Origin of the sequence: Aeromonas sp. QDB30, from assembly GCF_027707645.1 — a bacterium.
In the GTDB taxonomy this organism is placed as follows: domain Bacteria; phylum Pseudomonadota; class Gammaproteobacteria; order Enterobacterales; family Aeromonadaceae; genus Aeromonas; species Aeromonas caviae.
Window position 1 is genome coordinate 1 of sequence record NZ_JAPCIY010000086.1, and the last position, 16,071, is coordinate 16,071.

The following is a 16,071-nucleotide window of genomic DNA, read 5'->3' on the forward strand; positions in this document are numbered from 1 at the left end:
GGTAGTGTGGCATTCGCCATGCGAGAGTAGGACACTGCCAGGCACCCAATACAAGAAACCCCGCTCACTCGAGCGGGTTTTTTTTATTGCCTGAAATTTATTTTTTAGATAATAAGTCTGGATAATGCTAAAAATACAGTTTATTACATCGGTAAACATTGCTATTCAGCCAGTATCACTGCCTTTCAAACGGCTCAATCTCTCTTTCTCACCAGGTTGAGCGTCAAGTATCTCCGGCTCAAACGCTATTCCCTTCCTTGATAATCACTATCGCCGGAAACGGGAGTGACAAGTACTTCAGGATCCATAGACTGTTTCTTTCATGTACAAGGAGCTGTCTATGTTGGGGATCCACGATCTGGCGTTGTTTGTCGTTTCTGGCCTGCTGTTGAACATGATGCCTGGGCCTGACTCCCTGCTCATAATGCTGCGCAGCGGCTCCCAGGGCTGGCGTGCAGGGTCCATGGCGGCATTGGGTATCGGGACAGGTACCATGGTGCATGTGTTGGCGGCGGCGCTGGGACTGTCTGCCCTGTTGAGTGCCTCCGCCGAGCTGTTTGCCGTCATCAAGCTGATGGGGGCGCTCTATCTGGTCTATCTCGGTGTGTCCATGCTCTGGCAGAGGAGTGGCACTTCAACGTCTGTGGATGGGGCTGTGGCGCTGCCTGCGCTCTCTTATGGGCGCATCTTCCGGCAGGGGTTGCTCACCAATGTCCTCAATCCCAAGGTGGCGCTCTTTTTTCTCGCTTTTGTGCCCCAGTTCATCGATCCCGCTTCACCGCAAAAGGCGATGGCATTCATCGTGCTGGGCTGCATCTTCAATCTCAACGGCATGATCTGGTGCCATCTGCTGGCGTTTTCCACCGCGTTTGCAAGCCGCAAGGTGCGACTACCCACCCGGGTGGCCACCTGGCTGAATCGTGTGATGGGGGGGCTGTTCGTGGGGCTTGGTATCAAGCTGGCGGTGGAGTGAGCAGGTAAACACCGGGCATAGAAAAAGGCGTATCCCATCGCTGGGATACGCCTTCGTCTGCACTGCAGCAGAATGACCGGGATCAGTTCATGCCGTAACGCTTGAGTTTCTTGCGCAGGGTGCCGCGGTTGATGCCCATCATCACGGCGGCGCGAGTCTGGTTGCCACGGGTGTACTGCATGATCACGTCCAGCATGGGAGCTTCGACTTCGGAGAGAACCATATCGTACAGATCAATCACTTCCTGACCGTTCAACTGGGCCAGGTAGTTACGCAGGGCCTGTTGCACAGAGTCACGCAGGGGGCGTTGGGTCGGCTCGGCAGCGTGATTGTGAGTAGTTGTTACCAATGCATCAGAAGTCAGGGTTTGTTCGAACATATTCGGTCGGCTCTTTAGTTATGCGTTAACCTAATCCATCGAAATACGCTTCGAGTGCCTCGAGTTGTGCGTCTGCACAATCCAGGGCATTGAAGTGCTTACGGAATTCTCGGCCCGCCTCTTCTTCATCCAGATACCAGCCCACGTGTTTACGGGCAATGCGCGCTCCCAGATAGGCACCGTAAAACTGGTGCAGATTGGTGACATGCTCGTTCATCAGGGTGCGAACCTCTTCCCTGTCGGGAGGCGGCAGCTTGGTGCCCGTTTCAAGAAAATGGCGGATTTCCCGGAAAATCCAGGGTCGTCCTTGCGCAGCACGGCCGATCATCACGGCGTCGACACCGGTATAGTCGAGGACATACCGGGCTTTCTCCGGGCTATCGATGTCGCCATTGGCGACAACAGGAATCGATACGGCCTGCTTAATCGCCCTGATAGTGTCGTACTCCGCTTCGCCCTTGTAGAGGCAGGCACGGGTACGACCATGCACGGCAAGGGCCGCGATACCGCAATCTTCGGCGATTCGGGCGATCTCCTCGCCATTGCGGTTATCCGGATCCCATCCTGTGCGGATCTTCAAGGTGACAGGTACTTCCACCGCATCCACCACGGCCCGGCAGATGGATCTGACCAGGTCTGGCTGACGCAGCAGGGCGGAACCTGCCAGCTTCTTATTCACTTTTTTTGCCGGACATCCCATGTTGATGTCGACGATCTGAGCGCCCTGCTCCACGTTGTAGCGGGCAGCAAACGCCATCATCTCGGGGTCGGCACCGGCAATCTGGACCGATCGCAAGCCGCCTTCAGCAGAGTGATCCATTCTCATCCGGGTTTTCTGGGTATCCCAGACATCCGGGTTGGCCAGCAGCATCTCGGAAACGGCCATACCGGCTCCCAAACGTAAACAAAGTTCACGAAATGGTCGGTCTGTTACACCGGCCATGGGGGCCACGATCAGGGGAGTTTCAAGCGTGTGGGGACCTATCTGCATTCCACGGTTACCATCGGCTTAGGGCGGCGTATATTACGCATTTTTTAGTCAGGAGAAAAGGTTAGTATTTGAGCGTCAGCCATTTTTTTCTGAAAAAAACGTCGCGCTAAGGCTTGCAAATTCAGGAGTGCTTGAAAATCGGACATATTGTCTGTGACCATGGTCAGGAGGGCGCGAGTGAGGGAGATGGTGATTTGTGAGTCTCCCTCTCAAGCCGGTTTAGGCTATGATAGCGGGCCTGAATTGAGCAAAGACTCTACACAATTTCATTACAAACGGATCGGGGATGTATGACGGCAAAGTTCATCAAGTCGCTCTGCCCATGCCTGCTGGGTATCGTGCTGGGGTCGGCTCAGGCGCAGACGGTCAGCTTTACCGAGGCCTGGAGCCGGGTCATCCAGCAGGATGACGGCTTGGCGGCAGAGCAGGCCGGGGTGGAGCGGGCCCAGCAACTGCGGGAGGCGGCCAAGGCCATGTACCTGCCCAAGGTGGATGTGGGGGCCAGCTATACCCATCTCGATCAGCCGATGGAGCTGGACATGCTGGATCTCAACCCCATCGCCAATCATCCGGAATTCGGCAAGGTGCTGGGGCCTGTGATGCAGGCACTCAACCTCAGCCCGAGCGATTTCGTCACCCCCCTCACCAAGCAGAACGTGGTGACCAGTTCGGTCAAGATGCTATGGCCGCTCTTTACCGGCGGGCGCATCGATGCGGCCCAGGATATTCGTCAGGCCCAGGTGAGCGAGGCTGAGCAGTTGCTGGTGCTCAAACAGCAGTCCACCTTCGAGAGCCTCTCCCAGACCTACTTCGGGGTGGTGCTGGCGGCGCAGGTGGTGCAGACCAAGCAGGAGATCGAGCAGGGACTGGCACACCATCTGGATCATGCCAAGAAGCTCGAAGCCCAGGGGCAGATCGCCAAGGTGGAGCGCCTTTCGGCCCAGTCTGCCTATGACAGGGCACGTATCGATACCCAGAAGGCCAGGCGCAGCCTGGAGATCGCCCAGCTAGCGCTCGGCCACATGCTCAAGCTCAAGCAGGCTGAGCCCAATACCGCCCTCTTCATCAACGAAGGGATGCCAGCCTTGTCTCCCTTTGTGGAGGAGACCCTGTCGGTGCATCCCGGTCTCAAGCTGTTGACGGCCAAGAAGGAGCAGGCCCAGGGGATGATCAAGCTGGAGAAGGGCAAATACGCCCCCGAGCTCTTCCTGTTCGGCAACTACAACCTCTATGAAGATGATTCCATTGTCTCCAAGACCACACCGGACTGGCTGGTTGGTGTCGGGGTCAGCATGCCGCTGGTGAGTCGTGATGGCCGCTCCGAGACGGTCCAGGCAGCCAAGAGCGCCGAACTCCAGGTCAACCTGCTGCAAGCCAAGACCCGCCAGGATCTGGAGCTGCTGGTCGAGAAGACCTGGCGCGAGGCTGCCCAGGGACTGGAGGAGTATCACTCTCTCTCCTCGACCCAGGCGCTGGCCGAGGAGAACGTGCGGTTGCGTGACAAGGCATTCGGTCAGGGGCTCTCCACTTCCCTCGATGTGGTCGATGCCCAGACCCAGCTTGCCGGGGTCAAGACCCAGCGCGCCGCCGCCGCCTATCAATACGTGATCTCTCTAGCCCGCCTGTTGGCACTCTCCGGTCAGATGAACAGGTTCAACCAGTATCAGCATGGCCAGGCGATCGAGGTGAACTCATGATCGCGCGCTCTTCCACTCCGTTATTCATGTCCGTTTCGACCGTCAAGGGTCGCCCGTTTGCCGAGGTGAATTCATGAGTCATCCCCCCATCAAGAAGAAGATGAGCCAGGGCAAGCCCTGGCTGCTGCCACTGGCGCTGGTATTGCTTGTGCTCTGGCTTGGCTGGCGCTTCTGGCTGGCCTATCAGCCGGAGCCGGTGCGTCTGCAGGGGCAGATAGAGGCGCAGCAATATTCGGTTTCTTCCAAGGTGGCGGGCCGCATCGACGAGGTGCTGGTGAAGAAGGGGGATCAACTGGCCAGGGGCCAACTGGCGTTCACTCTGGCGAGCCCGGAGATCGAGGCCAAGCTGAGTCAGGCCAAGGCCGGGCAGGCCGCGGCTGGTGCCATGGCCGAAGAGGCCGAGAAGGGGGCGCGAGTGCAGCAGATCGCGGCCGCCAAGGATCAGTGGCAACAGGCCAAGGCGGCTGCCCTGCTTCATGGCAAAACCTACGAGCGCATTGCCAGCCTGCATCGGGACGGCGTGATGTCGCTGCAAAAGCGTGACGAGGCCTGGACGGCCTGGCAGGCGGCGAAGTACAGCGAGGGCATGGCCTGGCAGCAATACCAGATGGCACTGGAAGGGGCGCGGGAAGAGACCAAGATAGCGGCCCGCGAGCAGGCCAAGATGGCGGCTGGCGGAGTGGCGGAAGTGGAAGCCTATCTGGCCGATACCCGCATCGCCAGCCCCCACGAGGGGGAAGTTGCCCAGGTGCTGTTGCGTAGTGGCGAGCTGGCTCCCCAGGGCTTCCCTGTGGTGACCTTGCTCGACATGAAGGATGCCTGGGCCCAGTTCCATGTCCGTGAGGACCTCTTGCCAAGGTTCCCGGTCGGTACCGAGTTTGATGCCCGTATTCCCGGCCTGGGGGATCAGCTGGTGCGCTTCAAGGTGACCCATGTGGCCGTGATGGGGGATTTCGCCACCTGGCGTGCCACCGACACCCGCCAGGGGTTCGACATGAAAAGCTTCCAGGTGGAAGCGCGCCCCTTGCAGCCGGTTGACGGGCTGCGGGTCGGCATGAGCGTGCTGGTCGAGCTCTGATGGGGCGCGAATGGCGGTTGCTCTGGCAGGACCCGTTCGGCCGGGCGCTGGCGAGCTGGGTCCCCTTGGTGCTGATAGGGATCCTGTGCTGGATCTTTTCAGCCGGCCTGGCGCGGGATCTCAAGGTCGGTCTGGTGGATCTGGATCGCAGCACCCTCTCCCGACAACTGGCGCTCTCTCTCGATGGCTCCGCCGGGCTCAAGATAGCGCAGCAGTTTGACGCCATCGACGAGGGGGCCAGGGCGCTGCGTGGGGGAGACATCTATGCCCTGGTGGTGATCCCCCATCACCTGGAGCGGGATGCCCGCGAGGGGACCCAACCCAGGGTGACCGTGTTCAACAATGGCCAGTTCATCCTGATTGCCAAGCTGGTCAACTCCGCACTGGCCCAGGTGGTGGGAACTCTTAATGGCCAGGTGGGCGTGCTCTCGGCCATGGCCGACGGCAAGACGCTGCCCGGTGCCCTGGGACAATCCGTACCCATTGCGAGCCAGGTTACCGCGCTCTACAACATCAATTCCAGCTACGCCCAGTTTCTGCTGAGCGCCCTGCTGCCTGCGGTGTGGCAGATCCTGGTGGTGCTCTATGGCCTGAACGCCCTGGCCCGCACCGATCGCCTCGGGTTGGACTGGACCACCAGAGGGGTCTGGTTCGGCCTCTGGCGTACCCTGCTACCCCACGTGCTCATCGGCTGGGGGTGGGGTCTGGCGTGGAGTCTGCTGCTGTTCAAGGGGCTTGGGTACCCCATGCAAGGCAGTTGGCTGGTGCTGACGGCGGGGCTGGGACTGGCGTCGGCCGCTTGCGTCACCATGGGGGCCTTCTTCTACGCCATCATCCGGGATCCGGCGCGGGCGCTCTCTCTGGCCGGCGCCTACACGGCGCCGGGATTTGCCTTCATGGGGGTCACCTTTCCGATCAGTGCCATGGGTGATGTGGCCCAGTTCTGGCGCAGCCTGCTGCCCATCTCCCACTATGTGGAGCTGCAGATCGGGCAAACCAATTATGGTCAACCGTTGACGGCGGCCCTGCCCCAGCTCGGGGCTCTGCTGCTGTTTCTGCTGCCCCTGTTGCTGGTGGTACACCGCTACCGGACGCCGTCGGGCGCGGCCCTGCCCCATGAGGAGTCCAGGCCATGATGGGATTCTGGGATCTGGTGCGCCTTGAGCTGCGCACCCTCTTGGCGGATCGTGCCATCATGCTGACCCTGTTTGGCGGCGTCTTCTTCTACTCCTTCCTCTACCCCCAGCCCTACCTGCACCAATTGCCCAGGGAAGAGCCCGTGGCGGTGGTCAACGAGGATGGCAGCCAGCTTTCCCGCCAGCTGGAGTTTATGGCCGATGCCACGGCGCAGGTCAAACTGGTGGCCCGTGCCGGTTCGCTCGACGAGGCCCGCCAGATGATGCTGACCGGCAAGGCGAGCGGCATCTTGCACATTCCCCGCCACTTCTATCGGGATCTTATGCTGGGCAGGAGCGTGACCCTGGGTTATGCCGGGGATGCTTCCTACTTCCTGGTCTATGGCACCATTGCCGAAGGGCTGGCCCAGGCGGGGGGCACGCTCGCCGCTCAGGTGAAGGTGGCCAGGCTGCTGAGCCAGGGCGAGGCGCTGCCCCAGGCCGCCATGGGCTGGAACGCGGTGGCCCTCAATGTGCTGCCGGTATTCAACTCCACCATGGGCTATGTGAACTACGTTGTGCCTGCGGTATTCGTGCTGATCCTGCATCAGGTGTTGCTGATGGGGACCGGCATCCTGGGAGCGACCCAGAACCAGCGCAGCCGCCGTGGCGAGTCAGGCTACTGGCAACATGCCCCCGTGCCGGCCTTGTTGCTGGCCCGCACCCTGGTGGTGGGGGCTCTTTTCGTCCTTCCGGTGACCTACTTCTTCGGCTTCTGCTTCGATCACTACGGTATTGCCCGCACCGCTGTACCCGGCGAACTCTGGCTCTTTACCCTGCCGTTCCTGTTGGCCACCACCTGGCTCGGGATCGTGCTCGGCGCCCTGTTCACCCGCCGTGATCTACCGACCCAGGTGGTGCTTGTCTCCTCTTTGCCGCTGGTCTTCCTGGCCGGCTTTATCTGGCCCCTTGAGCTCATCCCGGCCCCCCTCAACTGGCTGGCCCAGTGGGCACCGAGCACGCCGGCCATCGAGGGATTACTGCGCCTCAATCAGATGGGGGCCGACTTTGCCCAGGTCTCCCGCTACTGGTGGCAGTTGTGGGGACTGGCGCTGCTGTATGGCGCTCTGGCGTGCTGGTTGCTCCGCTGGCGTCAACCGTGCCCTGCAACGCGGTCGGATGATGGGGCGACAGCGTCTTCCACCGACTAGGCTGTGTTCTTAAAGTGATGAAGATATATTCTCACATCTTCTCAACAGCTTAAGACCTATGCAGTGTCCCGTCGTTACCAGTTGACCGATGCACAATGGGGACTTATCGAGCCCCTTTTTCCATACCACCGCATAAGCGGACGTCCTACTCGCGAGCCACGCCAAGTGCTCGATGGCATTCTCTGGATACTCCACACCGGTGCGCCTTGGCGAGATCTGCCAGAACGTTTCGGCCCATGGAGTTCGGTCTACAACACCTTTCGACGTTGGCAGAGTACAGGTCACATCGATGCCATCCTTGAAGCGCTGCAACTACATCTCAATGAAGAAGGGTTCGACCTGTGGTGCATTGACGGCTCCAATGTCAGGGCATCCAAAGATGCTGCCGGAGCGCGTAAAAAAACACTCCGGTGAATCAAGCGCTTGGTCGCTCGCGTGGAGGTTTTGGCAGCAAAATTCACTTGGTCACTGATGGTCATGGTTTACCGCTGGGGTTCTGCCTTTCACCGGGGCAATCAGCGGAAATCAGATATGCGACAAGTGCGCTGGCCATGGCAAGGATACCGACCTCATCAGGCCGTTATCGCACGCGTCCAGCGCATCTTGCCGCAGATAAGGCCTATAGCAGCAGGGCTTTGCGGGCCGAACTCCGGCGCAGAGGGATAAAAGCAGTCATCCCGCAGCGCAGCGACCAGCAGCGGCACCATAAGGGACGACCTCTGGTATTAGACAAAGCTCGTTATCGCAGGCGAAATGTGGTCGAGCGGTGCTTCGGATGGCTGAAGAAGTTTCGCCGATTCTCAACGAGATATGAAAAGCTGGCGGGAAGTTTTGCTGCTTTTATCAAGCTGGCTTTCTGCCTTCGTTACTTACGAGAGCTATTGGTGGACATAAAACCAGCATTTTGAGAACGCAGCCTAGACCCCTTGCAACAACACGGTCAGCCACTGGGCTGACCGTGTTGCCATTCACAGGGATCATGGCTGATTCAGACCCGGATCGCCGATGGCATAGATCTGGCCGCACGCCTCCTGGTCGGTGAGCAGTTGCAAACCCCGTATCGCCACATCCTGGCGCCTGACCAGGCCATGCCTCTCTTGCCCTTGGCTGAGGATGGCCTGACCCGTGGGCTCCCCATCCTGCAACCCTGCGGGGCGTAAAATGGTCCACTCAAGGGTGCTTGTCTGCAGCCAGCTTTCCGCCAGGCTCTTGAGGCGTACCTCGTGTCCGAAGGCGGCGCGAGCCCGCTCGGGCAGGTATTGCCAGCTGTCGCCACAACCGAGGGAGGTAACCAGCAGCAGGCGGCTGAGCCCGGCGCGCTCCATCTCGTCGATCACATGGCGGTTGCCCTGATAATCCACCGGTGCACTCTGGCGAAAGCTGCCGAGGGTGGAGACTACCCGGGCATCCCTGCCCGCCAAGCGGCAAGCCTGGGCCACGGCCAGGGGGTCCAGGGCATCTCCGATGACGACCTCGACCCCCAGGGTATGCAGCTCGCTGGCCATATCGGCATGGCGCACCAGGGCAACGACCCTGTGGCCCAGTTGCAGTGCGTGGTCGGTGAAGGCGCGGCCCAGTCCGCGACTGGCACCGAAGATGAGTGTGGTTGGCATGACAGGCCCTCTCGAACAAAAGAGCAAGCCTAGAGCCTGGATGGTTCTCTGTAAATGAGAGTGGTTTTTATTTGTGAGGTGCAGGGGATATGAAGGGCCGGACATCAGGGACGCCGGCCCGACGGGATCAACCGTTGTAATGGCCGATGCTGGGACGGCGGCTGGGTCCGCTCAGGTGGATGTCCACCGGATTGAACGCCTTGATCGCCTCATAGCTGAAATCACCGATGGCCTGATGCAGGCTCTGGGGGCTGTGGTTGGTGATGATGATGACGCTTTTGGACAGGTTGCGACGACGGCGCAGCAGGTGGCCGAGGAAGCTGGACTGACTCTCCGCCATCTTGGCACGGTTGGCCGCCACCTCGTCGATGATCAGCAGGTCCACCTCTTCCAGGGCGCGGCGGTACTGGTTGCGCTCCTCCTGATCCTGGATGACGTTGAAGAAGAGCCTGTCCACGATGGAGGCCCACTGCTGGAAGATCACCGACTTCTGGTGGCGCGCGATCAACTCGTGGGCCACGGCGCCCGCCAGGGTGGATTTGCCGGTGCCGTAATCGCCGTAGATCAGCATGCAGCCCCCGCCGCTCTTCTCCCAGTGCTCGAAACCGCTGATGAAGTAGCGGGCTGTCTCGATGGGGTATTGCAGGGCCGGGTCACCGGAATCCATCTTGTCGAAGATCCAGTCCGGATTGAGGTCGGCCTGGGCGATCAGCTTCTGGATCCGCTCCTGGCGGGCGGCCTTCTGCAATTCGCGTACTTCGGCATTGGCCTTGGCGTCGTACTCCTTGCGCAGGGTCTCGTAGTCGTACTGGCTGCCGCCGGTTGCGGCCCGCAGTCGGAGAATACGTTCCTGCAGGCTGCTGACGTGACGCTTGAGCTCGGGATCATGAGCCCGTTGCTCCTGTCTGGCCTTGGCGATTTTCTGGCGTTTGGCCTCGATCTCTTCCAGTGCCTGGCGCATCGGGTCGTGCGGATCTGTCATGGAATTCTCCTTCTGCTAGGGCTGTGGCTGGATGGGCGTGCACTTCGTGGCCGCCTGGTATCAATCATTCTCCGGCTCCTGAGCTTGTGCCAGCCGTTTGGCCTCATCGATCATCTCTTGCGCCCGGCGGCTCGGGCCAGCCTCTACCGGGGCTGGCGCGACCTGCTGGTACCCGGTGACCACGGTCGCCGGACGGCGGGCGTAGCGCCGACTCTTGATGGCCCGAATAAATTTCAACATCCACTGGTGCTGGGAGTCGAACACCTCGGGGCGGCCGAGCCAATAGGCGATGAACTCCCCGAGATCCTCTTCGCTGTAGCTGGCATCGATCACCCCGCACAGGCGTGCGAGAGCAGGCAGTTCTTCGTCCGGACGCCACTGCAGGTGCATCTGGAACGGGCGTGCCGGCAGAGGGCTGCGCACCCGCTGGCTCAGCAACGGCAACTGGAAAGGGCACTGGTGGTAGTGCTCACTGTCAGCCTGGGCCTCGACCTGAAGCAGTTCGGCCTCCATCAGCTCGTCGAGCAGTTCGGTCAGCTGGCGAGCGTTGACCTGATAGCTGAAACCACCGGAATTGCCCGGATCGACGACAGCCAGTGCCCGGCCAAGCTCGGGATAGTTGAGTCGGGCCAGCCGATTTTCCAGCACCAAGCGGCGCAGTTGCAGGGTATAGAGGCTGCGGGCCGGATGGGAGAGTCTGGGATGGGCGAGGGCGCTGTATTCGGCTGGCGTCATGGTCTGCTTCACGATCTGGAGTGGAGGGCATTATCCCTCATGGCGGTGCCTCATACAATTCATGGTGCCGACCTGCGAGAGAACGGCTGCCGGGCGACGGTTGCCGATCATCTCTGCGCAAGGGGGCGAGCAAAATAGTCGGACCATTTCAAACGCTTGGCAGATACCAAGGCCAACCTGGCTCGCTGCTCGACAATATTGTGTGGCGGTATCCAGCGCCCATGATCTAGTCTTAATGCTCAAATAACCATTTGACTAATAAGAGCTTTGTCAAGATGTCAAAAGCCGGACTACGGATCTTGGTGGTAGAAGACGAAGCGGTTTTTCGCCACTCACTGGTATCTTATCTCGAGCACGACGGGGCCTGCGTCTTTCAGGCAGAAGACGGGATTGAGGGGCTCTCTGCCGCAGCGCTCTATCACCCCGATGTGGTGTTGTGTGATCTGAACATGCCGAACATGGATGGCCATGAGGTGATTGCCTGCCTCACCGCCCGCTATCCACAGGTGCCCGTCATCGTCATCTCCGGTCAGGATCAGATGGCTGCGATCGAGCGTGCGCTGCGGGCGGGGGCCAAGGACTTCTTCATCAAACCGGTGAATGACTATGAGCAGATCCGCCGCAGCATCGAGCAATGCCTGACAAACCTCGGGCATCAGAGCCAGCAGCTGGAACTGATGGAGCACATCGACTTCTTCCGTGGCCACGATCTGGCGAGCAGCCGGCTGCTCGCCTGGTTGTCCCCCCCTGGCATGCAGGAGTGGGGGCCCTGGCAGGTCACCTTTGCTGGCATGGGCAATCTCTTCATCCCGGATACCTTCAAACTGGACGACAAGCTGCTGGTACTGGTGATGGAATTGCCCATCCTCGGTGTGGATGCGGCCTTCTGTGGTGCCTTGGTGCGATCCCTGATGAACGGCCCCTACCGCCAATACCAGCAACAAGAGAGCCTGCTGTTGACCCAGCCACACCGATTGCTGGATTACCTCAATCTGCAACTGCTGGAGTCGGGCCTGCGTCACTCCTTTGCCATGGCGGCCCTGCTGTTCGATCAGGAGGATGGGCTGCTTTTTGCAAATGCCGGGCTCACCTCACCTCACTGGTTGATGCGTGCAGGGGGGTTGCCGCTCGGCTTGATGCGCAGCAGTCGCTACACGTTGCACAGGCGAAGTTGGCACGAGCCCTTTGATCTGCAGTTTCGCAGTGACAGCGGCAGCGCCCTGACGATGCAGGTTCGTCACCACTGACGCTGTGAAGTGAACACATGCAAACAGGGCGCCCATGGGCGCCCTGTTTGGTCTCTGCTGTCCTGACCGGTCAAACGGTCGCGGACTGCAGTTTCTGCTCTTGTTCTTCGGGCTCTTTGGCCGGGCCTTCGGCACCGTGCATCCAGTAGACCAGGCGGTTGGCCATGGTCAGCAGGATGAGGGCGCTGATCACGGCGGCCAGTGCGATGCCACCGAAGATGGCCATGGCACCGGACTCGCCGACGAAGGAGCCGATGAAGCCGGCGGCATAGTTGGCCAGGGCCACGAAACCGAACCAGGCACCCATCATCAGGGAGGCCAGGCGCAGCGGAGCCAGCTTGGTCACCATGGAGAGACCGATGGGAGAGAGGCAGAGCTCGCCCAGGGTATGGAACAGGTAGGCACCGACCAGCCAGAACATGGAGGTCTTGACAGCCTGATCACCACCTTGCTCCAGCACGGCACCGATCATGAACAGGAAGCCGACGGCCAGGAACAGCAGGCCCATGGCGAATTTCACCGGGGAGTTCGGCTCTTTCTTGCCGAGCTTGATCCAGATGGCGGCCACGACAGGGGCCAGGGTGATGATGAAGAAGGGGTTCAGGGACTGGAACCAGGCTGTCGGCACTTCGAAGCTGCCGATCATGCGGTCGGTATACTCCTGGGCATACAGGTTCATCAGACCACCGGCCTGCTCGAAGCCGGCCCAGAAGATGATGGTGAACAGGCCCAGTACCAGGATCACCTTGATGCGATCCACTTCCTGTTTGGTCAGGGGCGCTTTTTGCTCCTTGGAGCGTTGCAGGGCGGCACGCTGGGCGGCGGGCACACGGCCGATGTCGCCAAGGAAACGCTGGGCCATGGTGGCCTGCACAACCAGGGAGAGCAGCATGCCGATACCGGCGCTGACGAAGGCGGCTTGCCAGCCATAGGCGGTGGCGGCGGCGCCGCAGATCACGCCGGCCAGCAGGGAGCCCAGGTTGATGCCCATGTAGAAGATGGTGAAGGCGCCGTCACGACGGTGATCCCCTTCTTTATACAGGTCACCCACCATGGTGGAGATGTTCGGTTTGAACAGGCCGTTGCCCACGATCAGCAAGCCAAGGCCGGCATAGAAGACGGTGTTGACCATGTCAGGGAACATGGCGTGAGGCAGTGCCAGGGTAAACTGGCCGGCGGCCATCAGCACGGCACCGAACAGGATGGCACGGCGCTGGCCCAGGAAGGTATCGGCGAGCCAGCCGCCGATGACGGGGGTGATGTAGACCAGACCGGTATAGATGCCGTACAGCTTGAGGGCGTCGGCCTGGGTCCAGCCCATGCCACCGTTGGCGGTCAGGTCGGTCAGATAGAGGACGAGCACGGCACGCATGCCGTAATAGGAGAATCTCTCCCACAGTTCGGTACTAAAGAGCAAAAAAAGCCCTTTAGGGTGACCTAAAAAGGTCCCTTTGGACGGGTTATTCATTGGAACTTCCACCTGTGTCTTATATTTTTTTAGAAATTTTATGCAAGGGCTAGGAACAAGCCTTAATCCTTATAGAACAAGCGACTTTAAATTACAATATTATGATTTAGCGATATTTTATCTATCAATGGTTGAATATTTGTTTATAAAATGAAAAAGGGCATCGAATGATGCCCAGTTTTTTATTCTGCTTATCTTGTAAATATTCAGAGATTACAGCTCTTTGGCAAACTGCTTCAGCCAGCTGGTGAATTCTTTGCTGAGTTCCCGATGGCGCACGGCGTATTCCACATTGGCCTTCATGTAACCGAGCTTGCTGCCGCAATCGTGGCTGCGTCCCTTCATGAAGTAGGCATTGACCTGCTCCTTTTCCATCAGCATGGCGATGGCATCGGTCAGCTGGATCTCGTCGCCGGCACCGGCCGGGGTTTTTTCCAGCAAGGGCCAGATATTGGCCGAGAGGACATAGCGACCGACCACGGCCAGGTTGGACGGGGCTTCATCCCGGGGTGGCTTCTCGACGATGGCCTGCATCGGCAGGGACATGCCTTCGCTCAGGGCCTCCCCCTTGATGTCGGCGATGCCGTATTTGTCCACTTCGCTCTCGGGGACGGCTTCCACCATGATCTGGCTGATCTGCTCCTCTTCGAACAGATGCACCATCTCCGCCAGGTTGTCCTGCTTCAGATCGCTGGCCACCTCGTCGATGAGCACATCCGGCAGCAGAACGGCGAAGGGTTGATCCCCGATGAGGGGGCGGGCACACAGTACTGCATGGCCCAGGCCTTTTGCTTCCCCTTGACGCACGTGCATGATGGTCACGTCTTTGGGACAGATGTGCTGAACCTCTTCCAGCAGTTGGCGCTTGACCCGCTTCTCCAGGGTCGCCTCCAGCTCGAAGCTCTTGTCGAAGTGGTTCTCGATGGAGTTCTTGCTTGAATGGGTCACCAGGATGATCTCCTTGATGCCGGCGGCGATGGCTTCGCGCACCACATACTGGATCAGCGGCTTGTCGACCACGGGCAGCATCTCCTTGGGGATGGCCTTGGTGGCGGGCAGCATGCGGGTACCCAGACCGGCAACGGGGAGAACGGCCTTGCGAACAACGAGCGGTGTCTTTTTCATGGAGTGAGTCCGAAGATACAAAGTGGGCTCATGATACCCGAAGAAAAATAGGGCAGCCACAGGCTGCCCTCGGGATGATAGGGATTCAAACCGGTTACTTGACGATAATCATGTCTCGGTTTGCTTCCAGCGTGGCCGATCCGATGCCACTGACGTCCGCCAGTTGATCGACGGAGGTGAACTTGCCCTGCTTCTCTCTGTGGTCGATGATGGCCTGTGCCTTCTTCTCGCCAATGCCCTTCAGGGCGGTGAGCTCGCCGGCACTGGCGGTATTGAGATTGATCTTGCCGCTCTCCTTGACTTGGGTGGTGGCCACAGGCTTGGTCGCCGCCTTGTCGGCGGCCAGCAGAGGTTGGCTCAACAGGGGGAGGCAGCCCAGCAGCAGTGCGGCGATCAGGGTCTTCTTGTTCATATCGTCATGTCCTTATGTGGCGTTAGTGCCACATTTATCATTAGCTGTGTTGCGCCACTTTTTGTCTGTCAGTTTTGACACTGTATAAGTCAGTGCAAACGGCTATAAGCCGAAGATACTCACTCGGTTACACTGACCAACCCTTTGAGCGAGAACTCTTTTCCATGTATCTACCCGCCATTTCCGAACTGGAGCCCATCGCCCGCGCCGCCGGTGAGGCCATCATGTCCATCTACAGCCAGCCCTTTGCGGTGGAGTACAAGCAGGACGAGAGCCCGCTGACGGCTGCGGACAAGGGGGCCCACGAGGTGATCGTTCAGGCGCTGGCGCGTCTCACTCCCGATATCCCGGTGTTGTCGGAAGAGTCCTCCCCCGAGGTGATGGCTGCGCGACTCGGCTGGTCCCGCTACTGGCTGGTGGATCCTTTGGATGGCACCAAGGAGTTTGTCTCCCGCAACGGCGAGTTCACGGTGAATATCGCCCTGATTGAGCAGGGGACCCCGCGCTGGGGGCTGGTCTATGCCCCGGTACTGGACAAGCTCTGGTATGGGGGCAAGGGGATTGGCGCCTGGCGTGTGGCTGATGGCAGGCACGAGACCATCCAGACCCGTCCTCATGACGCTGGGCAAGTGTGGCGCGTGGTGGGCAGTCGCAATCACCTGTCGCAGGAGACACTCGAGTATCTGGCCCGTTTTGGCGAACTGGAGCGGGGCGAGATCGAGCTGGTCTCCATGGGCAGCTCTCTCAAGTTTTGCATCATTGCCGAGGGGGAGGCCGAGCTTTACCCGCGGCTCGCACCGACCTGCGAGTGGGATACGGGGGCAGCTCAGGCGGTACTGGAAGGGGCGGGGGGCAGCGTCACCCAGCTCGATGGTTCGCCGCTTTGCTACAACAAGCCCGATATCCTCAATCCCTGGTTTGTGGCCAGGGCATGAGTCACCATCGGATGCGAAAAGGCCGGACAGTGTCCTAATGCCGATCAGTTAAGGATCCATTGACCGATCCTCAGGCTGTGTAAGAATCCGAAACTCCTTGTTGGGTTTCG

Annotated in this window: 16 protein-coding genes; 8 read left to right on the top strand and 8 right to left on the bottom strand. The window is 59.8% G+C overall.

The genetic code is table 11. The features are described 5' to 3' along the window. Positions 1-340 precede the first annotated feature (340 nt). On the top strand, positions 341-973 hold the full coding sequence (locus PG896_RS18435) for a LysE family translocator (protein WP_045521897.1): 633 nt from the start codon (positions 341-343) through the stop codon (positions 971-973). An 82-nt stretch (positions 974-1,055) separates the two neighbouring features. On the opposite strand, the gene fis is transcribed toward PG896_RS18435, so the two are convergent. Then, positions 1,056-1,352: a DNA-binding transcriptional regulator Fis gene (gene fis / locus PG896_RS18440; protein WP_005309538.1), complete on the bottom strand. Its 297-nt coding sequence runs from the start codon at positions 1,350-1,352 to the stop codon at positions 1,056-1,058. 25 nt (positions 1,353-1,377) lie between these two features. Next, entirely contained in the window at positions 1,378-2,343 is a 966-nt protein-coding gene (dusB, locus tag PG896_RS18445; RefSeq protein ID WP_010675552.1) for a tRNA dihydrouridine synthase DusB, read from the bottom strand. Between the two features lie 290 nt (positions 2,344-2,633). Here dusB and PG896_RS18450 point away from each other — a divergent pair, with 290 nt between their 5' ends. The 5 genes from PG896_RS18450 to PG896_RS18470 all read left to right on the top strand — a co-directional run bounded on the left by PG896_RS18450 (position 2,634) and on the right by PG896_RS18470 (position 8,352). Then, positions 2,634-4,040 carry a TolC family protein gene (locus tag PG896_RS18450; protein WP_201957243.1) on the top strand — a complete coding sequence of 469 codons (1,407 nt, stop codon included), beginning with the start codon at positions 2,634-2,636 and terminating at the stop codon, positions 4,038-4,040. Positions 4,041-4,113: 73 nt separating this feature from the next. Next, positions 4,114-5,118 carry an HlyD family secretion protein gene (locus PG896_RS18455; protein ID WP_080767988.1) on the top strand — a complete coding sequence of 335 codons (1,005 nt, stop codon included), beginning with the start codon at positions 4,114-4,116 and terminating at the stop codon, positions 5,116-5,118. Then, entirely contained in the window at positions 5,118-6,254 is a 1,137-nt protein-coding gene (locus PG896_RS18460; RefSeq protein ID WP_201957241.1) for an ABC transporter permease, read from the top strand. Before PG896_RS18455 ends, PG896_RS18460 begins: the two co-directional genes overlap by 1 nt. Then, a complete protein-coding gene (locus PG896_RS18465) occupies positions 6,251-7,444 on the top strand; it encodes an ABC transporter permease (protein ID WP_264786914.1) in 1,194 nt (397 codons plus the stop codon). Before PG896_RS18460 ends, PG896_RS18465 begins: the two co-directional genes overlap by 4 nt. A 63-nt stretch (positions 7,445-7,507) precedes the next feature. Continuing rightward, positions 7,508-8,352, top strand: a protein-coding gene (locus PG896_RS18470) for an IS5 family transposase (protein ID WP_270836052.1) whose coding sequence is annotated in 2 segments (ribosomal slippage) — positions 7,508-7,841 and positions 7,841-8,352 — 846 coding nt in all. Because the reading frame shifts where the segments join, the coding sequence is not laid out codon by codon here. Between the two features lie 69 nt (positions 8,353-8,421). Here PG896_RS18470 and PG896_RS18475 read toward each other — a convergent pair. The 3 genes from PG896_RS18475 to PG896_RS18485 all read right to left on the bottom strand — a co-directional run bounded on the left by PG896_RS18475 (position 8,422) and on the right by PG896_RS18485 (position 10,774). After that, positions 8,422-9,057: an SDR family oxidoreductase gene (locus PG896_RS18475; protein WP_200164153.1), complete on the bottom strand. Its 636-nt coding sequence runs from the start codon at positions 9,055-9,057 to the stop codon at positions 8,422-8,424. A 127-nt stretch (positions 9,058-9,184) separates the two neighbouring features. After that, positions 9,185-10,039, bottom strand: coding sequence for a DnaA ATPase domain-containing protein (locus PG896_RS18480; RefSeq protein WP_103243669.1), 855 nt, complete (start codon positions 10,037-10,039; stop codon positions 9,185-9,187). A 60-nt stretch (positions 10,040-10,099) separates the two neighbouring features. Continuing rightward, positions 10,100-10,774, bottom strand: a complete 675-nt coding sequence (locus tag PG896_RS18485) for a DnaT-like ssDNA-binding domain-containing protein (protein WP_270836053.1) — start codon at positions 10,772-10,774, stop codon at positions 10,100-10,102. Between the two features lie 275 nt (positions 10,775-11,049). Here PG896_RS18485 and PG896_RS18490 point away from each other — a divergent pair, with 275 nt between their 5' ends. Beyond that, positions 11,050-12,021 (top strand): response regulator, encoded by a 972-nt coding sequence (locus PG896_RS18490; RefSeq protein WP_052815576.1) that lies wholly within the window; start codon positions 11,050-11,052, stop codon positions 12,019-12,021. 70 nt (positions 12,022-12,091) lie between these two features. On the opposite strand, the gene PG896_RS18495 is transcribed toward PG896_RS18490, so the two are convergent. From PG896_RS18495 to PG896_RS18505, 3 genes are all read right to left on the bottom strand, one after another. Further along, a complete protein-coding gene (locus PG896_RS18495) occupies positions 12,092-13,489 on the bottom strand; it encodes a peptide MFS transporter (protein WP_052815577.1) in 1,398 nt (465 codons plus the stop codon). A gap of 213 nt (positions 13,490-13,702) precedes the next feature. Continuing rightward, a complete protein-coding gene (galU, locus tag PG896_RS18500; RefSeq protein ID WP_010675542.1) occupies positions 13,703-14,614 on the bottom strand; it encodes a UTP--glucose-1-phosphate uridylyltransferase GalU in 912 nt (303 codons plus the stop codon). A 94-nt stretch (positions 14,615-14,708) separates the two neighbouring features. Next, complete coding sequence (locus PG896_RS18505) at positions 14,709-15,026, bottom strand: ComEA family DNA-binding protein (RefSeq protein ID WP_039041323.1); 318 nt, start codon at positions 15,024-15,026, stop codon at positions 14,709-14,711. 164 nt (positions 15,027-15,190) lie between these two features. Here PG896_RS18505 and cysQ point away from each other — a divergent pair, with 164 nt between their 5' ends. Then, a complete protein-coding gene (cysQ, locus tag PG896_RS18510; protein ID WP_039041322.1) occupies positions 15,191-15,961 on the top strand; it encodes a 3'(2'),5'-bisphosphate nucleotidase CysQ in 771 nt (256 codons plus the stop codon). The last annotated feature ends 110 nt before the right edge of the window (positions 15,962-16,071 follow it).

Excerpts from the sequence above, each read along its gene's own strand:
- PG896_RS18435 (WP_045521897.1), top strand. The coding sequence starts at position 341 with ATGTTGGGGATCCACGATCTGGCGTTGTTTGTCGTTTCTGGCCTGCTG.
- fis (WP_005309538.1), bottom strand. The coding sequence starts at position 1,352 with ATGTTCGAACAAACCCTGACTTCTGATGCATTGGTAACAACTACTCAC.
- dusB (WP_010675552.1), bottom strand. The coding sequence starts at position 2,343 with ATGCAGATAGGTCCCCACACGCTTGAAACTCCCCTGATCGTGGCCCCC.
- PG896_RS18450 (WP_201957243.1), top strand. The coding sequence starts at position 2,634 with ATGACGGCAAAGTTCATCAAGTCGCTCTGCCCATGCCTGCTGGGTATC.
- PG896_RS18455 (WP_080767988.1), top strand. The coding sequence starts at position 4,114 with ATGAGTCATCCCCCCATCAAGAAGAAGATGAGCCAGGGCAAGCCCTGG.
- PG896_RS18460 (WP_201957241.1), top strand. The coding sequence starts at position 5,118 with ATGGGGCGCGAATGGCGGTTGCTCTGGCAGGACCCGTTCGGCCGGGCG.
- PG896_RS18465 (WP_264786914.1), top strand. The coding sequence starts at position 6,251 with ATGATGGGATTCTGGGATCTGGTGCGCCTTGAGCTGCGCACCCTCTTG.
- PG896_RS18475 (WP_200164153.1), bottom strand. The coding sequence starts at position 9,057 with ATGCCAACCACACTCATCTTCGGTGCCAGTCGCGGACTGGGCCGCGCC.
- PG896_RS18480 (WP_103243669.1), bottom strand. The coding sequence starts at position 10,039 with ATGACAGATCCGCACGACCCGATGCGCCAGGCACTGGAAGAGATCGAG.
- PG896_RS18485 (WP_270836053.1), bottom strand. The coding sequence starts at position 10,774 with ATGACGCCAGCCGAATACAGCGCCCTCGCCCATCCCAGACTCTCCCAT.
- PG896_RS18490 (WP_052815576.1), top strand. The coding sequence starts at position 11,050 with ATGTCAAAAGCCGGACTACGGATCTTGGTGGTAGAAGACGAAGCGGTT.
- PG896_RS18495 (WP_052815577.1), bottom strand. The coding sequence starts at position 13,489 with ATGAATAACCCGTCCAAAGGGACCTTTTTAGGTCACCCTAAAGGGCTT.
- galU (WP_010675542.1), bottom strand. The coding sequence starts at position 14,614 with ATGAAAAAGACACCGCTCGTTGTTCGCAAGGCCGTTCTCCCCGTTGCC.
- PG896_RS18505 (WP_039041323.1), bottom strand. The coding sequence starts at position 15,026 with ATGAACAAGAAGACCCTGATCGCCGCACTGCTGCTGGGCTGCCTCCCC.
- cysQ (WP_039041322.1), top strand. The coding sequence starts at position 15,191 with ATGTATCTACCCGCCATTTCCGAACTGGAGCCCATCGCCCGCGCCGCC.